At 60.4% G+C, this 15,175-nt stretch carries 16 protein-coding genes and 4 pseudogenes; 7 read left to right on the top strand and 13 right to left on the bottom strand.

Annotated features, from left to right (window positions below):
• Positions 1–9 precede the first annotated feature (9 nt).
• The 10 genes from BUB23_RS13550 to BUB23_RS13505 form a co-directional block, all read right to left on the bottom strand.
• The gene (locus tag BUB23_RS13550) at positions 10–537 is read right to left on the bottom strand and encodes a DUF3158 family protein (RefSeq protein WP_003098978.1); all 528 of its coding nucleotides are present in this window, start codon (positions 535–537) and stop codon (positions 10–12) included.
• Positions 534–1,322 carry a PFL_4669 family integrating conjugative element protein gene (locus BUB23_RS13545; RefSeq protein ID WP_012112316.1) on the bottom strand — a complete coding sequence of 263 codons (789 nt, stop codon included), beginning with the start codon at positions 1,320–1,322 and terminating at the stop codon, positions 534–536. The genes BUB23_RS13550 and BUB23_RS13545 overlap by 4 nt, the downstream gene beginning before the upstream one ends.
• Before the next feature lie 331 nt (positions 1,323–1,653).
• Positions 1,654–2,904, bottom strand: a complete 1,251-nt coding sequence (locus tag BUB23_RS13540) for an STY4528 family pathogenicity island replication protein (RefSeq protein ID WP_012112315.1) — start codon at positions 2,902–2,904, stop codon at positions 1,654–1,656.
• 3 nt (positions 2,905–2,907) lie between these two features.
• Complete coding sequence (locus tag BUB23_RS13535) at positions 2,908–3,468, bottom strand: DUF2857 domain-containing protein (protein ID WP_012112314.1); 561 nt, start codon at positions 3,466–3,468, stop codon at positions 2,908–2,910.
• Between the two features lie 15 nt (positions 3,469–3,483).
• Positions 3,484–5,148 carry a ParB family protein gene (locus tag BUB23_RS13530; RefSeq protein WP_012112313.1) on the bottom strand — a complete coding sequence of 555 codons (1,665 nt, stop codon included), beginning with the start codon at positions 5,146–5,148 and terminating at the stop codon, positions 3,484–3,486.
• Positions 5,141–5,401 carry a hypothetical protein gene (locus tag BUB23_RS13525; protein WP_012112312.1) on the bottom strand — a complete coding sequence of 87 codons (261 nt, stop codon included), beginning with the start codon at positions 5,399–5,401 and terminating at the stop codon, positions 5,141–5,143. The genes BUB23_RS13530 and BUB23_RS13525 overlap by 8 nt, the downstream gene beginning before the upstream one ends.
• Complete coding sequence (locus BUB23_RS13520) at positions 5,385–6,260, bottom strand: ParA family protein (protein ID WP_012112311.1); 876 nt, start codon at positions 6,258–6,260, stop codon at positions 5,385–5,387. Before BUB23_RS13520 ends, BUB23_RS13525 begins: the two co-directional genes overlap by 17 nt.
• 42 nt (positions 6,261–6,302) lie before the next feature.
• Positions 6,303–6,515, bottom strand: coding sequence for an AlpA family transcriptional regulator (locus tag BUB23_RS13515; RefSeq protein WP_012112310.1), 213 nt, complete (start codon positions 6,513–6,515; stop codon positions 6,303–6,305).
• Positions 6,516–6,633: 118 nt separating this feature from the next.
• Positions 6,634–7,380 (bottom strand): hypothetical protein, encoded by a 747-nt coding sequence (locus BUB23_RS13510; RefSeq protein WP_012112309.1) that lies wholly within the window; start codon positions 7,378–7,380, stop codon positions 6,634–6,636.
• A gap of 1,032 nt (positions 7,381–8,412) precedes the next feature.
• A complete protein-coding gene (locus BUB23_RS13505; protein WP_073103759.1) occupies positions 8,413–9,111 on the bottom strand; it encodes a hypothetical protein in 699 nt (232 codons plus the stop codon).
• Between the two features lie 266 nt (positions 9,112–9,377).
• Here BUB23_RS13505 and BUB23_RS13500 point away from each other — a divergent pair, with 266 nt between their 5' ends.
• The 4 genes and pseudogenes from BUB23_RS13500 to tnpC all read left to right on the top strand — a co-directional run.
• On the top strand, positions 9,378–9,665 hold the full coding sequence (locus BUB23_RS13500; protein WP_073103837.1) for a type II toxin-antitoxin system TacA family antitoxin: 288 nt from the start codon (positions 9,378–9,380) through the stop codon (positions 9,663–9,665).
• Positions 9,662–10,165, top strand: coding sequence for a GNAT family N-acetyltransferase (locus BUB23_RS13495; protein ID WP_073103758.1), 504 nt, complete (start codon positions 9,662–9,664; stop codon positions 10,163–10,165). The genes BUB23_RS13500 and BUB23_RS13495 overlap by 4 nt, the downstream gene beginning before the upstream one ends.
• A gap of 195 nt (positions 10,166–10,360) precedes the next feature.
• Positions 10,361–10,780, top strand: a complete 420-nt coding sequence (locus tag BUB23_RS13490) for a transposase (protein ID WP_084136019.1) — start codon at positions 10,361–10,363, stop codon at positions 10,778–10,780.
• A pseudogene (gene tnpC, locus BUB23_RS13485) lies at positions 10,752–11,558 on the top strand (IS66 family transposase); the annotation flags it as partial. The gene BUB23_RS13490 and the pseudogene tnpC, both read left to right, overlap by 29 nt.
• Here tnpC and BUB23_RS13480 read toward each other — a convergent pair.
• Both BUB23_RS13480 and BUB23_RS13475 read right to left on the bottom strand, forming a co-directional pair.
• A pseudogene (locus tag BUB23_RS13480) lies at positions 11,559–12,464 on the bottom strand (nucleotidyl transferase AbiEii/AbiGii toxin family protein).
• Positions 12,457–13,215 carry a type IV toxin-antitoxin system AbiEi family antitoxin domain-containing protein gene (locus BUB23_RS13475; protein WP_073103757.1) on the bottom strand — a complete coding sequence of 253 codons (759 nt, stop codon included), beginning with the start codon at positions 13,213–13,215 and terminating at the stop codon, positions 12,457–12,459. The pseudogene BUB23_RS13480 and the gene BUB23_RS13475 overlap by 8 nt, the downstream one beginning before the upstream one ends.
• A 135-nt stretch (positions 13,216–13,350) precedes the next feature.
• On the opposite strand from BUB23_RS13475, the pseudogene BUB23_RS13470 reads away from it, so the two are divergent.
• The 3 genes and pseudogenes from BUB23_RS13470 to BUB23_RS13465 form a co-directional block, all read left to right on the top strand.
• A pseudogene (locus BUB23_RS13470) lies at positions 13,351–13,476 on the top strand (type II toxin-antitoxin system YhaV family toxin); the annotation flags it as partial.
• 275 nt (positions 13,477–13,751) lie between these two features.
• Positions 13,752–13,844, top strand: a pseudogene (locus tag BUB23_RS26715) (tyrosine-type recombinase/integrase); the annotation flags it as partial.
• A gap of 20 nt (positions 13,845–13,864) precedes the next feature.
• Positions 13,865–14,080 (top strand): FCD domain-containing protein, encoded by a 216-nt coding sequence (locus tag BUB23_RS13465; protein ID WP_073103755.1) that lies wholly within the window; start codon positions 13,865–13,867, stop codon positions 14,078–14,080.
• A 51-nt stretch (positions 14,081–14,131) separates the two neighbouring features.
• On the opposite strand, the gene BUB23_RS13460 is transcribed toward BUB23_RS13465, so the two are convergent.
• Positions 14,132–15,025 (bottom strand): LysR family transcriptional regulator, encoded by an 894-nt coding sequence (locus BUB23_RS13460; protein WP_073103754.1) that lies wholly within the window; start codon positions 15,023–15,025, stop codon positions 14,132–14,134.
• Positions 15,026–15,175: the final 150 nt, after the last annotated feature.

Here is a 15,175-nt window from a genome sequence, read left to right as displayed (position 1 = left end):
CAGGCGCAATCACCGATCGCGCACTGCGGCAGGAACGGACGCGAGCCGGCGCAGGTAGGTGTTGTCCGCCTGCGCGGCCTTGCTGGCGCATTCCTGTGCTTGCCTGCCCAGGGTGTGCAGCAGGCTGATCTGCATGTTCAGCATGACGCGCTGCAGTTCGATCTCGTGCAGGTCGTGCAGCAGGTTGACCGGCGTGCTGGGGCTCGCCATCAGCTCCTGCCACAACGCCACGCCCATGGCCGATCGATCGTGCTTGCGCCAGCGAAGAAAGGTCGTGCCTGCGCCAGTGGTCTGCTGGGCCAGCTCGACGGGAAGCAGGTGGAAGGGATGCCCGCACGCCTGTGGCAGCACCTGTCGCTGCGCCAGGGCAATCAACTCGTCGCGCATGGCGAAGCACTGGCTGGCCCAGGCCTCGAAGTCCCCTTTACCTTTAAAAGGCTTTAAAAGGCCTTTTAGAGAGGCCGCGTGTTCCAGCCGCATGAAGGCTGGCTGTTCCAGACGACGGAAGTAGCGCGGTTCGCGGTTCGGGTCGCTCATGCCGGTTCGTCCTCGCCGGCGGCTGTGGACTTGGCCTCGGCCGAATCGGCGGCAGCGCCTTCGTCGGTGGGAGATGCGGCTGCGGCAGCGCTATCACCACGCTGTTGCAGACCACGGCGCACGACGGGCGGCGCAAACTTCGAGCGGCGCATGCCTTCGAGCACGTCCTGCGGCAGTTCGCCGAACTTCTCCAATGCTGCCCGAGCTGCGGCGTTCTTGGCCGCGAAGTCGTCGCGGGTGCAGCCCGAGTAGCGGTATTGCTGGGCCAGGCTGAACAGGCTGCGCAGCGCGTGGGCACCTTCGTTGAGCCAGCGCTCCAACGTCGAGCGATCGATCAGCGCGGTGTGGTGGGCGAGGATCAGCTTGCGGGCGATGTCGTCGTAGTCGGCCAGCAGATAGACGGCGGCAAAGCCGAGCTGCGCGTTCACGAACAAGGGGAGCTTCACCGGCTGCACGTTGAGGTTCTCACCCAGGCTCAACGCCGCAGGCACGCCGGCCAGTGCCTGGTCAACCTGCTCGCGCAGCGATTGCAACGTGGTCCTGGTCTGGTCGAGCTTTTCCTCGATGCGCAACATCCACCAGTCGCTGTACGGGTCGTCCTGCTCCGAGCCGCGCTTCATCTTGTTCATCACGGCGATGTAGCCGTTCAGGCCGACGATGCCGGGTCGCCCCTCGGCGGCGGCGCGGCCATGCCAGATGCGCGAGGCGTGGTGGGTGTGAAGCGTCAGCGACATCGCGCTGCGCAAAGAGCCGAGATTGAGTTGCAGAGGTTCGTTGGTTGCCATGGCGTCCGCTCGCTTGGGAAAAGGAGCGGTCAGGATCGGCACGCAACGGAAGGCAGTCAGTCAACAAACCGAAATGAACCGGGACCCGGTTGTCGTGGCAGCGGTGGCCTGTGACACGAGCTATCCCCAGGGGATAGCTCCATCGAAAGCCATGGAGCGCTGCTCGCGCAAATGGTGCGTGCGCTCATGCAACCGACGCCATTACGGCCCCCCTGGACCGAAGTGCCATGCCGTGCCTGTCGGCGTTACAGCTTGTAGTACATCTATCCCCTGGGGATAGCTCTACTGACGGCCATCGACGTCTGCTTCACGCCCTTGTCGCTCGTCGCGCTCAGCTACTGCGCAGAAGGTCGCGCAGCCGGTCAATGTGCTGCCGGGCCACCTCGGGTGGAACCACATTGCGCGGTGGTTCAGGCGGTGCATCTCGTGCAGGGGCAGGTGGCGGTGCTGACCCGGCTTGCTTGGCCCAGGCGTTGAACTCGCCACGGATGGCGCGCTGGATGATGCCGAACAGGTAGCCTGCCGGGTTGCGGATGGTGCTGCCGCGACAGCGATCCGCCCATTCGTCCAGCACGGCCTGGCGTAGCGGAGCATCGACCTGCTGCAATGCCACGATGGCGGCGGCCTGCTGCTCTTCCTTCAAGCCGAGAAAGCGATCAGGCAGGCGAACTCCTGGCATCGCACGCGCCTGCCCACGCTCACGCGCGGTAGTACGTACTTCATTCATACGACTACTACGTACAGTACGGTCCTGCTTCGGATTCCGAAGAGCGCCGTCTGACGCGGGTTTCGGCCCTGCTTCGGAATCCGAAGAGGGGTCATCAGAATTCCGAAGAAGGCTCGGCGCCCCTTCTTCGGAATCGTGAACCCTATCCTTCTGTGGATAACTCTCCTGCGACCCAATGCCCTGGCTCGCGAGGCGTTCGGCAAGGACCTGCAGCCGCGAGGGCAACGTGCGGCCAGACAACAACGGGTCTTCGGCGATTTCCTTGAGGGTGTGCAAGCCCACGACCTGGACGGCCTTGGCCGAATGGCCCAGGGCTTGGCTGACGAGCTCCAAGTAGTCCGGGTCGAGCTGCATCGCCTCGAAAGGCGTCAGGGGCTCATCGTGCAGGACGTAGAGGTTGCCGAGGATGCGCCCGGTCTTGGGGTCACGCCTGCGGCGCACGAGACTCAACCAGCGAGTCAGGCGCAACAGCGTCAGCGCCCGTGCCACGGTCTCGTGAGAGGCCTGTCCGGCGCAGGGCATTGACGCGAGCCACGGGCGAAGTTGCTCATACGTCGGAAACGCCGTGACCCCATCCTCGTTGAGCATCATCCGAAAGACTTGCCAGGCATTGCGTTCCAGCGGCGTCAGGCGTCGGTCCAGGAACAGCCGTCGCGGCACGCTCTCGTGCCGATTGCCGCTGAACAGAAAACCGTCGCCGGTTGCGGAGACAGGAGATGTTGCGGATGCGGGAGCTGGCGCGGACGCGGGCGGGCGAGGTTTCGGTGCAAGGTCTTTCAGCGCGCTGTCGAACAGATCAGCGAGGGCGACCGGGCCTTGGCGTGGTGCTCGTGGTGCAGCGTCGTCCACGGCCATGACTCAACCCAATCCCTGATCGATCCAGTTCTTGATCGCAGCCCAGACCACCGACAGCGGCAGTTCCATGCCTTCGGCGAGGTCCATTGCCGCATCAAGAACCGAGGTCTCATCCTCCAGCTCGACATTCCTGCTGCTGGTCACGGCCTTCCAGCGTCGCCACAGCTCGGTGTCCTGCTCCTCGTCCAGAACCGGATGGCGCCCCTTGCGTTTGGGCAGGCCGAGAACTTCACGCCGTAGCGCGACTTCCTGGTGCGTCAGCCCATAAAAACGGCTCGCCATTTCCGTACTGGCCCCCAGGCGCAACATGCGATCGACGGTGGCGATCTCCTTCTCCACGTCCTGCGCCTGTTTGAGCAATCGCCGGAGCACTTCCCGGTTCACCGAGACAGAGCACCACGAGACGCTGGCATTGGCCAGTACGCTGATCAGCGCCGGATGCTTGAGCGCATCCAATTCTTCCTCACCGAATCCCATCGCCTTGCAGCGGCGCAGTTGCCCGTTGCGCAGATCGTAGAGCGCCTGCGCGATGACGGCCTGGTTGAGTGGGTTAGGTGCGGACATGCGGGCCTCCCTCGCTCAGGTCCCAGGACCGAGAGCGCCGGCTTCCAGATCCAGCAGGCGCCGGGCCAGCCGCAGCAGACGAAACAGCTTGACCAGCGCGGTGTCGCTCAATCGCCGGGCCCCGTCGGCATGACGTTGGCCTTGGCCGTGCAACAGCGCTGGCAGGTCGGTGACGAAGTGCCCGCCGTCCAAGCCCACGTCGGCCGACTGCTGACCGGCCAGGGAAACCAGCAGCGCGAGCACGGCACGTGCGAGCGGCGACGAAACCTGGGTCGGGGCACGACACGCGAACCCGATGCCATCTGAACGATCCTCGACACACGCGTCCAGGTCGACCTCGCCCGCGATCTCGCGCGCGAACTGCGCGATGTGGACGCGCAGGCGGCCGGGTGCGTCGAGACCTGGGTCGATATGCCAGATGTCCGAGATGGGATAGAGGCCACCGGCCTGCACGGGAATCGACTGCAGCACGTTGGCCGAGAAGTCGGGCGGAAGCGCATCGCCCAACTGGTCGGCGACCATGCGCTGGATGGACTGGAGCCGCTGCGTCGTGGGTGCCGGAGAGACGATGTGCTCGTCAAGTAGATCGCCAGCCGCTGCCGCAGGGGTGGCTGCGGATGCCTCACGCGGGGCCGCATCGTCCTGGGGCCTTGTCGGCGCGGCGGCAGAGTGGCCTGCAGAATGTGCTGCTGTGGCGGGGGACGGTGCCGGTTCAATCGGCGGCCGTGCGATGGCCCCAGGCTCAGGCAATGCCGGCGGCGCCGATGGCGGGGTTGGGTCGCTGACCAGGGCGCGGTGGCGGCTCTCGGATTCGGTCAGGTCCAGGGCAAGCACGTCGTAGTCGATGCCCAGCAGCTCGGACATCTGACCGATCAACTCGTCCTGCACACGCTGCGGCGAGAACTCGTCGGCCTGGGTATCGAACTGCGACAGCACTTCTTGGAAGAAACTGTCGAAGTCGAGCGGCAGGGAGCGGCCCTTGGCATAGTGCTCCCACGTGCGCTCACTGGCCTTGCGCATGACCGACAGCCGCTCGACCTGGTGGCGACCGAGGCCACCATACAGCACGGTCGGGATCGCAGGCAGCAGGTAGCGCACCGCATCGGCCATGCGGCTGATGTGTGACTGCTGCACGGGGAAGCCGTCGGCGCCCAAGCGACGGGCCAGCTCGGACTGGCTCAAGGTCGTGCTGCTTTCCGCTTCATAGAACTCGCGCGCCTTCTCGACGCCGAGGGCGCGCTCGATGAACGTCAAGCCGCCACGCAGTTCGTTCTCGGCGAGGTGCCCGGTCAGCGCGACGATCTCCCCGCGCGCAGGCCACGGCCGGAACAGGCACGATATGCGGAAGAAGCGCTCGTCCTTCGTTTCTGTCCAGAGTTCGCGCAGGATCGCCAGCCTGGTGTTGCCGCCGTTGCGGATGATGTAGTGCGCCTCGCCAGGACGGCGTGTGATGGCTGGCGCCGCATCCAGGCCGCGCTCGCGGATGGAGGCCTTGATTTCATCGTAGGCCGAGTTGCGCTTTTTGCGGGGATCGTGGTCGTAGGGCCGCAACTGGTCCAGCGTCACGACCATCGGCGTGTCGGCGATGGGGTCACTCAAAGCCGTGGCCGATGGCCCACTGCGCTCGAACCCGGCGGCAAGCAGCTTGCCGGCCATGTCCTGGGAGGTCATCTCAGCCATGGCCGCATCCCTCGGCGTTGGCGGGCCGGGCCATGCGGGCCTCGCGCTCGGCTCGGCGGATCTGCGCACGGGCATTGAGGTCTGCCCGGTAATCGCTCGCTGTCGAGCTGGTGTAGATGGCGGCGCAGCCGGTCTTGGTGAATTTGAGGTGTCCACCCCGAGTACGTTTGACGTGCCAGCCTTCGCTCACCGCAAACTCGATCAGGGCGCGCAGTCGCTTGTGGCCACGGGACAGTTCATGTGCGCTCGCCACGGGACCTCCCGGTTTCAATAGAACGTGGAGGACGGCCGGACACGCGGGCGAATCTGTCTTGCCACTGCGGGAACAGTTCGCCGGCGAGCGTGCGCATGGTGTCGAGCGCAGCGGGCGCAACTCTGCCTGGTGGCTGTCGATACTCGACGCGATGCACCGGCATGCCGCGGGTTGCAGCGCGCGGATAGGCTTCGATGGCCGGCACGTCGGTGCCCAGCACGCGGATGCCCGTGTGATCCTGAAATAGGTCGTGCAGCGCCTGCTGGATCATGCGTGCGTTGGCGGACACGGGGTGGACACGATTGATGAGTAGGTGCAGCGGTGGCGGTTCGATGCCAAGGTGCCGATACGGCGCGATGTCCTCCAGCAACTGCATGGTGCCGCGCCGCAGTTCGCGGGCCGCAAGGATTTCCGGGGTCACGGGTGACAGCGCCAGGCCGGAGGCGAGCACCGCCATCTCCAACAGCACCGAGCGCGCGCCTTGGGTGTCGATTAGCACCAGGTCATAGAGCGGCGCCAGCGCCGGCAGCAGGTGGCGCAACCGCAGGCGCCCGTCTGGCGCGTGCAGCAGCAAGGTGTTCAGTTCACCCCGGTGGTCGTTCGAGAGCACCAGGTCCAGGCCCGCGATGATGGTGCGGGACACGAGCTGGTCGAGACCGCGCTCGTTGAACGCCAGCAGCTCATAGATGCCGCCGGGCGCGCGGTGAGCCAGATCGTAGTAGGAGGACAAGGTGGGCTGCACGTCGAGATCGAGCAGCAGCACGCGCAGCCCCGCGTCCGCGGCGAGCCCGCCGAGGTTGGCGGCCGTGGTCGTCTTGCCGACGCCACCTTTCGTTGAAATGATGGATACGACCTGCATGGCGCTCTCCGTTTGGCGATGGGAAGTCCGAGGGGGAGCGAGTCAGGTGCGGTTGTTAAGGCGTTCGGCGATCCACTGATCGATCTCGACCGAATCCCAGCCCACCGCGCGCACGCCAAGGCGCAACGCCTGTGGAAACTGGCGCTTCTTCATCAGGTTGTAGATGTGGGCGCGTTTGAAGCCGGACTTCGCTTCAACTTCATCGAGCCGCAGGATGCGGCGCTCGTGCGGTGGCAGTACAGGTACTTGCGACATGGCGGTCACTCCTGAACGCTCAGTGGCGTTTGTTGGCGTGACCTCTATTCAATAGACATGGCTGCAAAAAGACATTGCAAATGCAATCTCCGAGACTGCACATACAAGATGGAAGAATTCACGCGGCTGCGCTACGCACATTCTTCCTGGCGTTGGCGAACTTGCCGTTCAAGGTTCGCTCCGTGATGCCCATGGTGCCGCCATAGTGGGCGAGCAATGCGGTGACGATTGCCTCCTGCGTCTTGAAGCTGGAGTACGGCACACCCGATGGGGATTGACCCAGCATCAGCGTCAGCATGCCACCGATGATGTTCAGGTACGTGGTCTCCGCTCGATCACTGATCGCGCACTGCTTGGATGCCAACAGCACCGCGGACTGCTTGAGCAAGGCTTCGTGTTGCGCTTGAAGTTTGCGCATCTCACGCCGGCTATGGTCCAGCGCGGCCTGCAGAGCCTGCCGTTCCAGCAGGATTGCCTGTCCTGTTTCCAGGGTGATGGAGGGATGCGCCATGCGCTCGCTGCGGCTGAACAGGAATCCGGGTCGATGCTCAGGATAGTGAGTGCGCATCCAGCGTTTCAGATCGACGTGGCGGATGGTCAGATCGGGTGAACTCACCAACTCTGGGTCATTGAGCGTGATCCCGTTCTTGCCAAAGGGCAGTTCCGAGTTGAGGATGCCGTCGTAGATGCGTTCCGAGTACAGCCGACACTCGTTCCATCGCGGGCAGTCCAATGTCTGCGGCAGGCACCGCGGTGATGCGATCGAGGCGAGGATCGACGCCTTGTACCGCAACAACCCAGCCCACCGTATGGCAGCTTCGATGGGACGATAGAACACCTTTGATAATGGTGGCTCCTTGTGCATGTTTTCGTCTCCTTTCGGAAGCGCTACATCACCGGCTCCTTTCTCGCCCTGCCAAGGGCTGTTGTGTCGTTATGCCTGTGGCGGATGCCAGGGACGAATGCCCCGGAACGTGGGCGGACGAGATCATGGCATCCGCCACAGGTGGCCCTCTCTTGCTCAATGTGCAAGAATCGACCAGTTGCCGGCCCGTCGAGTAACAAGGAAGAAGCACGCTCGACAATGGCGCTCACGGTGCCAGCGTCATGGGGTGCGTCAGGCGTATCAAGACCGATTCGCTATGGTCTGATATCCCTACGGTTTCACAAGTCGCGCTGGGGCGCAGTCGTTGCTCAACGTCCAGAGGGACGCAGAGAAAACCGCGCGTGTGATGCTTGTTCTGGCATCCTGATATATCGACATAGCATCCAGCGATCCTGGGCTGTGGCCAGTTTGAGGCTGTTGCGCGCCGCTCCCACACGGTCGCCAGCTGACCAGGTGATGTGAACATGCGCCCCATCTTTCCTTGCTCGCCGCTTGGCCTTCATCACGAACAGCCTTGGGCTGTGGTGCGCACGGCATCAAACCAAGCGCGGTCTCAACGTTCGATGCTGATGCCATTCCTGACGCAAGGAGACCTGAGTGTCGAGCGGCGTTGCAGGGGCGGGCCTCTGGTAGCCGTGTATTCTGCGTCGGTTGTCAGGGGATGAAATGGCAGTCCTTGGACGCTGATGGAAGTTGTTGGATGAGTTTTGTTGCCGAGGGCGAAGAACAAGGCTATAATTCAGGCCTTCGCTGCTCACGGCGGCGAAGAATGTGATTGGGAAACAAGGATTTAGCGCCCTAGTGCCTGTCTCGTCTCCCGCTCCAAATTCTAAAAAGGCCCAAACTTCGGTTTGGGCCTTTTTGCGTTTGGTGGTTTCGTTCTTGCGGTTTGGCTGAGTGGTTGCTTAAGACTGAAACGGACTCGCTTCTTTTCATTTCTTTCGCAGCCTTAGCTCAGCGGGCCATGAGCGCAAATAAAGCATGTCGCGGTATTAAGTAGGTCGTGCTCTGCTATCGCGAATCAACGAGCAGTGGTAGTGGGAGTTCCATTTGGACCCCAGACGGGGTCAAGCAAGGGGGCTGTCCTCTTCGGGGTAGACGAAAGGATCGCCAAGGACCTGGAGAAAAGGCAGGGCTCAATTTGCCTATGGTGTCGGGCAGATCACCCTGGCTGCGCGCCATTTCCAGTGCTTCGTTGAAACGGTAGTAGCAATAAGAAAGTGAGATCAGCAGTTGATCCGCGACATATTGCATCTTGTTGCGGTGATGCTGCAGAAGATATAGGTATGCACCGGCTCTTGATTCATGTGACTCGGGTTCCCGTGGTTGATCGGCGGCAGACTCCAATACCAGTAATATTTGCAGCGGCTGAGAGGTTTCTGAAGTCCCTAATTTATTCATCAACGGGTGGACTTCACTTTCGGAGTTGTCACCGTACGAATAGTGGTCTAGCCGCACAGCGTTGCGTATCTTCTTCTCTACATGCTTTACCAGCTTGTTGTAAAGAAACGAGAAGAGTTTATCTATGTCTTTTTGGTTGTCGAAGTCTATCGATGTTCCAGCCTGCTCCCAACGTTCGACTAATATCCAGGCTTCGTTTTGTACGTCGTCGTGTTCACACTCGTTTCGAGTTGCTTTCGCAATCCGCCTAAACTTATGTCGATACTTTCTTGAGAACTGCATAAACTCGGCAAGCCGATCGTCATCCATGCGGCACCATTCAGTCAGAGAAAGAAGACCTCCAAGTATTTTATGGGGTGATGGCAATTTGATGAAATGAGATGGCAACCAACAAGCCAGGAATTGCCGTCACGGGTAACGCATCGCTGTCCAGGGTGTATCAAGCCATCGCCCGTATCTGCGCGTAGCCACCATCACCCAGAGCAGTTCTCAGCCTTGAGACTTTAGCTTAAAATAAGGCACCGTTTTGACGTACAATTATGGTCTATCTAATTACAGATGTGGAGGTATTTGCCATGAGTGCAGCGACCGATACCAAACAGGAGCGCATTAATTTGCGGTTGGAGCACCGTGCTAAGCAGGTACTGGAGCGTGCCGCGCGTTTCGAGGGAAAAACGGTCAGCAGTTTTATCCTGACCAGTGCCCTGGCGCATGCTGAAAATACCATAGCCGCGCACGAAGTCATGCGCCTGAACAGCCAGGATTCCGAGGCGTTCTTCAATGCCCTGGTCAAGCCTGTCCGACTCAACAAGAGGCTGGCCGCCGCCCTCAAGGAGCATGAGCAGCGCGTGACCAGCAGATGACCGACTATTCGTCCCTGTTCATCTCTGCGCTGGACGGCAGCCACGAGAGATCCGGCTTTCACTGCGGTGTGCCTGCGCTGGATAATTATCTCCACAAGCAGGCCAGCCAGGATGTGAAGCGCCGCATCAGCCGCGTATTTGTTGCGACGACACCAGCGAATCCGCACATCATCGTGGGCTATTACACATTGTCCACGCTGTCGATTGAACTCGACCAGTTGCCTGACAGAATCGCCCGCAAGTTGCCTCGACATCCGATCCCGGCGGCATTGCTGGGTAGGCTTGCTGTCGATCAGCAAGCCCGTGGCCATGGCGTGGGCAGAATGCTGTTGGTCAATGCCATTCAGCGCACGTTGGCAGTCAGCGACCAGATCGCCATTTATGCCATGATCGTCGATGCCATAGACGAGCAGGCACGTAGCTTCTATGAGCAGTTTGGCTTCTCGCTGCTGGACTCGGGCGTTCATCACCGGTTGTTTCTACCGCTGAAGTCTGTTTAACGTAAAAGTGGTAGCACCCCAGGCAGCAAAGGCTCAAGGCATTAGGTCAAGTGTCCCGCATAGAGTTGTATTCGGTGCCCCACGACTTTGACTGTAAGCGTCCGGTAAAACCATCTTGAGATCAAACGGCGGTTCATAGAGGATAGCGACTCCACCAAGGTCCTGGTGGAGTAGTTCATCCTAATAGGTGGAGTAATGCATCCTTACGAATCAGCACCGGCGGAGGGGCGCCGCCATCGGCGCCAGCATAGTGCCCAATTTAAAGCAGAGCTTATTGCCAGTTGCCAACAGCGCGGCGTTTCCGTGGCGGCTGTTGCTCGAACGCATGATCTGCATCCCAATCTGCTACGCAAATGGATTCAGGAATTCGAGCGTTTCGGACATCACGAGCCGGAGCCGGTAACTGAGGTCCGCTGCGATGTGGCGGCCGAATTTGTACCGTTGCGGCTGGCTTCGCCGCCGACGGTCTCACCGCAAGAGGGGCCTGCCGATATACACATTGACCTGCAGCGTAACGGAATCACGGCATCGGTGCGCTGGCCAGTAACGCATGCCGAACACTGCGCCATCTGGCTGCGCGCATTGGCTTGCGCACCGCGTGGTGCATGCGGATGAAACACCCGTGCAAATGCTTAAGCCCGGCAGTAAGAAGACGCATCGCGCTTACCTGTGGGCCTATGCGCCGGGCGCCTTCGAGGATTTAAAGGCGGTTGTCTACGACTTCACCGAAGGCCGTGCCGGCGAGCATGCCCGTACCTTCCTGGGTAAATGGCAGGGCAATCTGGTATGCGACGATTACGCAGGCTATAAAGACAGCTTTACGAAAAGCGTGACCGAAGTCGGTTGCATGGCTCACGCCCGGCGCAAGTTCTTCGACCTGCATGCCGCGGCTAAAAGCCAGCTTGCCCTGGCGGCACTAAAGTACGTCGGTATGCTCTACGACATTGAGCGCCATATCAAGGCCTTTAACGGTGAACAGCGTTTGCAGTTCCGCCAGGATTACGCCAAGCCCATCGCTGATGCACTGCACGCCTGGTTGCTGGCCCAACGCCAGCGGGTGCCTGACGGGTCGGCTACAGTAAAGGCGATCGATTACAGCTTGAAACGCTGGGTGGCGCTGACGCGTTACCTGGAGGATGGGCAACTGCCGATCGACAATAATTGGATCGAGAACCAGATCCGGCCGATCGCCATTGGTCGCAATAACTGGCTGTTCGCCGGCTCCTTGCGCGCGGGCAAACGGGCCGCAACCATCATGACATTGATCCAGTCGGCTAAGCTCAACGGCCACGACCCGTATGCTTATCTGAAGGACATACTCACGCGCTTGCCCACGCAGCCGGCCAGCCAGATCGATGAATTGCTGCCGCATCATTGGCAACCCTCGACCTGATCAATGACAAGACACGCTCGCGGCATGCGTGTCAACCTGTGTTCCCCGCGCGCTTACGGTTGCCAGGTTGGCGAGCTTCCAGCGCAACGCAGGCAGCTGGTCGGCATGCGGGCATTGCAGCAGCGACCAGTCGGGTTGGGCGCGGGCCAGTCCGCTCAGGAACTGCCGGTGGGCGGCGCTCAACCGCTGGGGCAGTTCCTGGCGTAGTTGGGTGCGGGTTTCGAGCAGAACCTCAAGTGGGCAGTCCACTTCAGTCATGCCAACGAAAGCACGCCCATATTCGGCCGCGATGTCCTTATCGTTGCCGAACAGCACTTCATGGGTGGGCCGGTTATGCCCTGCCAGATAGACTACGAAGCACTCGACCATGGCATCGGTCGGACCTCCGGTCTGGAACAACTGCTAGACGTCGAACAGGTCCCGCGGATGCTGGCGATCCAGAGCGGCAACCAGCTTGCCTGCATAGAGTTCGTCCGGGGCGAGAACCGGCACCGCAAATTCGACCCCGAACAGATCGCCAGTGCCGGCACTCAACGGCCTGCGCTCGATGGGCAGCACTGTGCCACGGAACACGACATTGACCTCGACCTTGACCTGGCTGGCCTCGTTCTCGGCTATCAGCTTGGTGTCGCCAAGGTCTTTGCTGCGGATCAACCGTGTCTGTACGCCAAGGCGTTCGACGCGCTGCGCGATGGCGGCCAGTTCCTGGTTGATTGCCTGTAATGCCTGGCCGCGTGGTGTCTGCCAGGGGCGGTACACCACATCTATATCCACCGACAGGCGGGGCATGTCCCGCAGGAACAGATTGATGGCCGTGCCACCCTTCATGGCGAAGATGTCGTTGTCGAACACGTCGGGCGCGATGTTCAGCAACAGGCGGACGGTATCGGCGTAGTGTTTATCCATGAGGGTTCAGGCTTAAAAGGGTTCCATCGTCCAGCCGACTCATCCAGCGCTTGGCGCTGCCGGAGCGTACCGGGTATTGCTCCAGCAGTTCATCCACGTCGATGACGCCGGTTTCCCGCGCCCAGGTCAGGAACAGGCGCACGGTCTTGACGCTGGTGCAGCAGGCCAACAGCCGTCCGAGCATGTCCTTGCGCGGTGAGCGCAGGCCATCGAATAGGTTGCGGGATTCTTCGAGGCTTTCCCGCGTGCCGGTGTCGTAGAGCAGTTCCAGAACGGCGCGCTCGGACACTGCCACCCGCAGCCCAGCGGGCTGTCCGGGTGGTGTGTGCAGGGTCTTGCTGGCGAGTACATCGTCTGGCCATTCGAACAGCCTGGCGTTGACGTAGCGCGATGGAAAGCGCGTGGTGAACCAGGCAGGCAACGCAAAGCGGGCATCGCCCCAGAGCACCAAGGTTTCCTTGGGAGCCAGGTTGTGCCGAACCCCTTGCAGCGCAAGAGCACTTTTGCCGCCAACGTGCAGCCCAGCAACCCGTTTTTGCAGGAGTTGCAGCGCACCGCTGGCGTCAAAGTTGTCGTTGGGATAGGCATAGACGCCGTGCCCCAGGCGCACCAGCCAGCCGCTCTCGGCGTAGCGGGCGGCCAGTTTGGACGACACGCCGAAGGTTTTCAGCATGGCGAGATCGAACGGCGCTCCCCGAGGAAGCTCCGCCTGCAGGCGCTTGATTATCTGATGTCGCGAATGTTCACTCATGTGTGAAATATACGTCAAAATCTAATCATTCTCCACTGACATTGATAGATTTTGCTCTGGAATTCGCCTCATGGTGGAATTTAACGACAAAATCTAATCTTAACCAGTTAGGTTGAGCAAACGCAGCCAAGGTAGGCCCACCGCCACTGACGGCGGGCAATAATTGGAAGGCGGTTCCGGCTGTTTTTCCGGTACGACTCGAAGGCAAAGATCATCGTCTATGCTTGGGCCAACGACGAATCATCGGGCAGCATGCAAGACATCTGCCTCAGCGAGGACGACTGATGCGGCTTGGCGGGATACATGGATGCCAGCGGAAACCACTGGATGCAGGTGGACAGCCGGCGTTGGCGTTGCGAAAAAGTTAGTCCACAATCTAGTCCATCCAGTCATTCTGGATGAAGGTCTACAGCCAGCGTTTTTGAGGCCAAAATTGAGGCCAAAGAATGTGGGGGGGTGCCGGTTCCGGATTGTTGATGGGGTTGGACGGGAGCCGTGACGAGCATTGAGCCTAAGCCGCAACTTAGGAGCTCGAAATGGCACTCTCTGATCTGACTGTGCGGCAAGCCAAGGCCGCCGACAAAACCTACAGCATCCCCGACACCGACGGCCTCGGGCTGGTGGTCGCCCCTATCAGCTGGCCGTATTCATGACACTGCTTCGGCAAGTCATAGGCACGGGCCAGCTCATCAAGAATTCGATAACACAGCACCAGGCGATTGCCGAGGCCATCCTGGCAGGCGACCAGGATGCTGCTTACGCGGCAATGCAAAAGCATTTGTGGTACTCGGCCCATATCATGCTCGAGCGGGTGGAGCTCAAGATGGCGGGCGCCTCGCGCAATGGCCTGCAAGCGCCGGGATAAAGGGAAGACATGGGAAGATCAATGCCCGCGCGGAACCACGGTCTGTTCCTGCTATTCTGCTGCGTTGGAATAATGCATACTTAAAAGTTCGATGAGCCTGGTGGCCGCGGGCGTCAATGTTCCGGGCAGGTAGATAATCCCCAGTTTGCGCATCAGCGTTGTTTCCTTGAGCGCGACTTCTTTCAACAACCCGCGCGACTTGGGATGATCCACCGTCAATCTGGATAAAAAACATAACAAATCGGTACCCCCTATCAGGTTGTGCACCGACGGCAGCGCATTGGTTTCGATGCGCACGGCCGGCTTGGGAAGCTTGCGCGATGCGAAAACGTTATCCAGCCACTTACGGCTTGCGATCTGGGGTGTAGGCAGAATCCATTGATAATTCAATAAATCACGCAAGCCCACACCAGACGATTCGAATATCGGATGGTCCTTGCGCGCAGCCACCGTCACTACGTCATCAATGAATGCCTGGTTGACAAACTCATCGTCATCCGACACGCCGCCGACGATCAGGTCGAGCTGATCCTGGCGTAGCTGCTCTTTCAGAAAGTAAGTCGTTCCGATCAGCACCTCTAGCGACACGTTAGGTGTGTGTTCCAGCACCAGCTTGCACAGAATAGGCAATACATAATCCGCGGTGATCGGCCCGCAGCCGACTCTCACCTTGCCCGCCGACCCTTCGATAAAAGCGCTCATGTCCTCCATGGAGCGATCATTGGTGTCAAGGATTTTCCTCGCCGTAAGCAGAAACTGCTTGCCTACCGCCGTGAGATCGATACCCCGCCCCTTTCTTTCGAAAAGCGTCGACCCAAGCGCTTCTTCCAAGCGCTGAATGCACTTCGTCAGAGCTGGCTGGCTGCGATGCAGGGCCTCGGCAGCGCGCCCCAAATGCTTGAGTTCAGCGATGGTTGCGAAATAGCGCAGATCACGAAGGTCCATGTCGAATGTATAACTCGCGGTAATCAATTGATGAATATGATCGAATAGACGTTTATAGCAACGATAGGCTTAAATCACAAATCCGGCAGAGGGGCAGCCCTAGCCGCTTGCTCCCGTCGACATATACATCCGACATCCGCTTCTATAAAA

Source organism: Pollutimonas bauzanensis, assembly GCF_900129885.1.
GTDB classification, from domain to species: domain Bacteria; phylum Pseudomonadota; class Gammaproteobacteria; order Burkholderiales; family Burkholderiaceae_B; genus Pollutimonas; species Pollutimonas bauzanensis.
The sequence above is the reverse complement of the archived record's forward strand: the minus strand, read 5'-3'. Positions and strand labels throughout refer to the sequence as shown.

What these genes read in the sequence shown, in the direction of transcription:
- BUB23_RS13550 (WP_003098978.1), bottom strand. Translation starts at nt 537, where the DNA reads ATGAGCGACCCGAACCGCGAACCGCGCTACTTCCGTCGTCTGGAACAG.
- BUB23_RS13545 (WP_012112316.1), bottom strand. Translation starts at nt 1,322, where the DNA reads ATGGCAACCAACGAACCTCTGCAACTCAATCTCGGCTCTTTGCGCAGC.
- BUB23_RS13540 (WP_012112315.1), bottom strand. Translation starts at nt 2,904, where the DNA reads ATGGCCGTGGACGACGCTGCACCACGAGCACCACGCCAAGGCCCGGTC.
- BUB23_RS13535 (WP_012112314.1), bottom strand. Translation starts at nt 3,468, where the DNA reads ATGTCCGCACCTAACCCACTCAACCAGGCCGTCATCGCGCAGGCGCTC.
- BUB23_RS13530 (WP_012112313.1), bottom strand. Translation starts at nt 5,148, where the DNA reads ATGGCTGAGATGACCTCCCAGGACATGGCCGGCAAGCTGCTTGCCGCC.
- BUB23_RS13520 (WP_012112311.1), bottom strand. Translation starts at nt 6,260, where the DNA reads ATGCAGGTCGTATCCATCATTTCAACGAAAGGTGGCGTCGGCAAGACG.
- BUB23_RS13515 (WP_012112310.1), bottom strand. Translation starts at nt 6,515, where the DNA reads ATGTCGCAAGTACCTGTACTGCCACCGCACGAGCGCCGCATCCTGCGG.
- BUB23_RS13510 (WP_012112309.1), bottom strand. Translation starts at nt 7,380, where the DNA reads ATGCACAAGGAGCCACCATTATCAAAGGTGTTCTATCGTCCCATCGAA.
- BUB23_RS13505 (WP_073103759.1), bottom strand. Translation starts at nt 9,111, where the DNA reads ATGGATGACGATCGGCTTGCCGAGTTTATGCAGTTCTCAAGAAAGTAT.
- BUB23_RS13500 (WP_073103837.1), top strand. Translation starts at nt 9,378, where the DNA reads ATGAGTGCAGCGACCGATACCAAACAGGAGCGCATTAATTTGCGGTTG.
- BUB23_RS13495 (WP_073103758.1), top strand. Translation starts at nt 9,662, where the DNA reads ATGACCGACTATTCGTCCCTGTTCATCTCTGCGCTGGACGGCAGCCAC.
- BUB23_RS13490 (WP_084136019.1), top strand. Translation starts at nt 10,361, where the DNA reads ATGCATCCTTACGAATCAGCACCGGCGGAGGGGCGCCGCCATCGGCGC.
- BUB23_RS13475 (WP_073103757.1), bottom strand. Translation starts at nt 13,215, where the DNA reads ATGAGTGAACATTCGCGACATCAGATAATCAAGCGCCTGCAGGCGGAG.
- BUB23_RS13465 (WP_073103755.1), top strand. Translation starts at nt 13,865, where the DNA reads ATGACACTGCTTCGGCAAGTCATAGGCACGGGCCAGCTCATCAAGAAT.
- BUB23_RS13460 (WP_073103754.1), bottom strand. Translation starts at nt 15,025, where the DNA reads ATGGACCTTCGTGATCTGCGCTATTTCGCAACCATCGCTGAACTCAAG.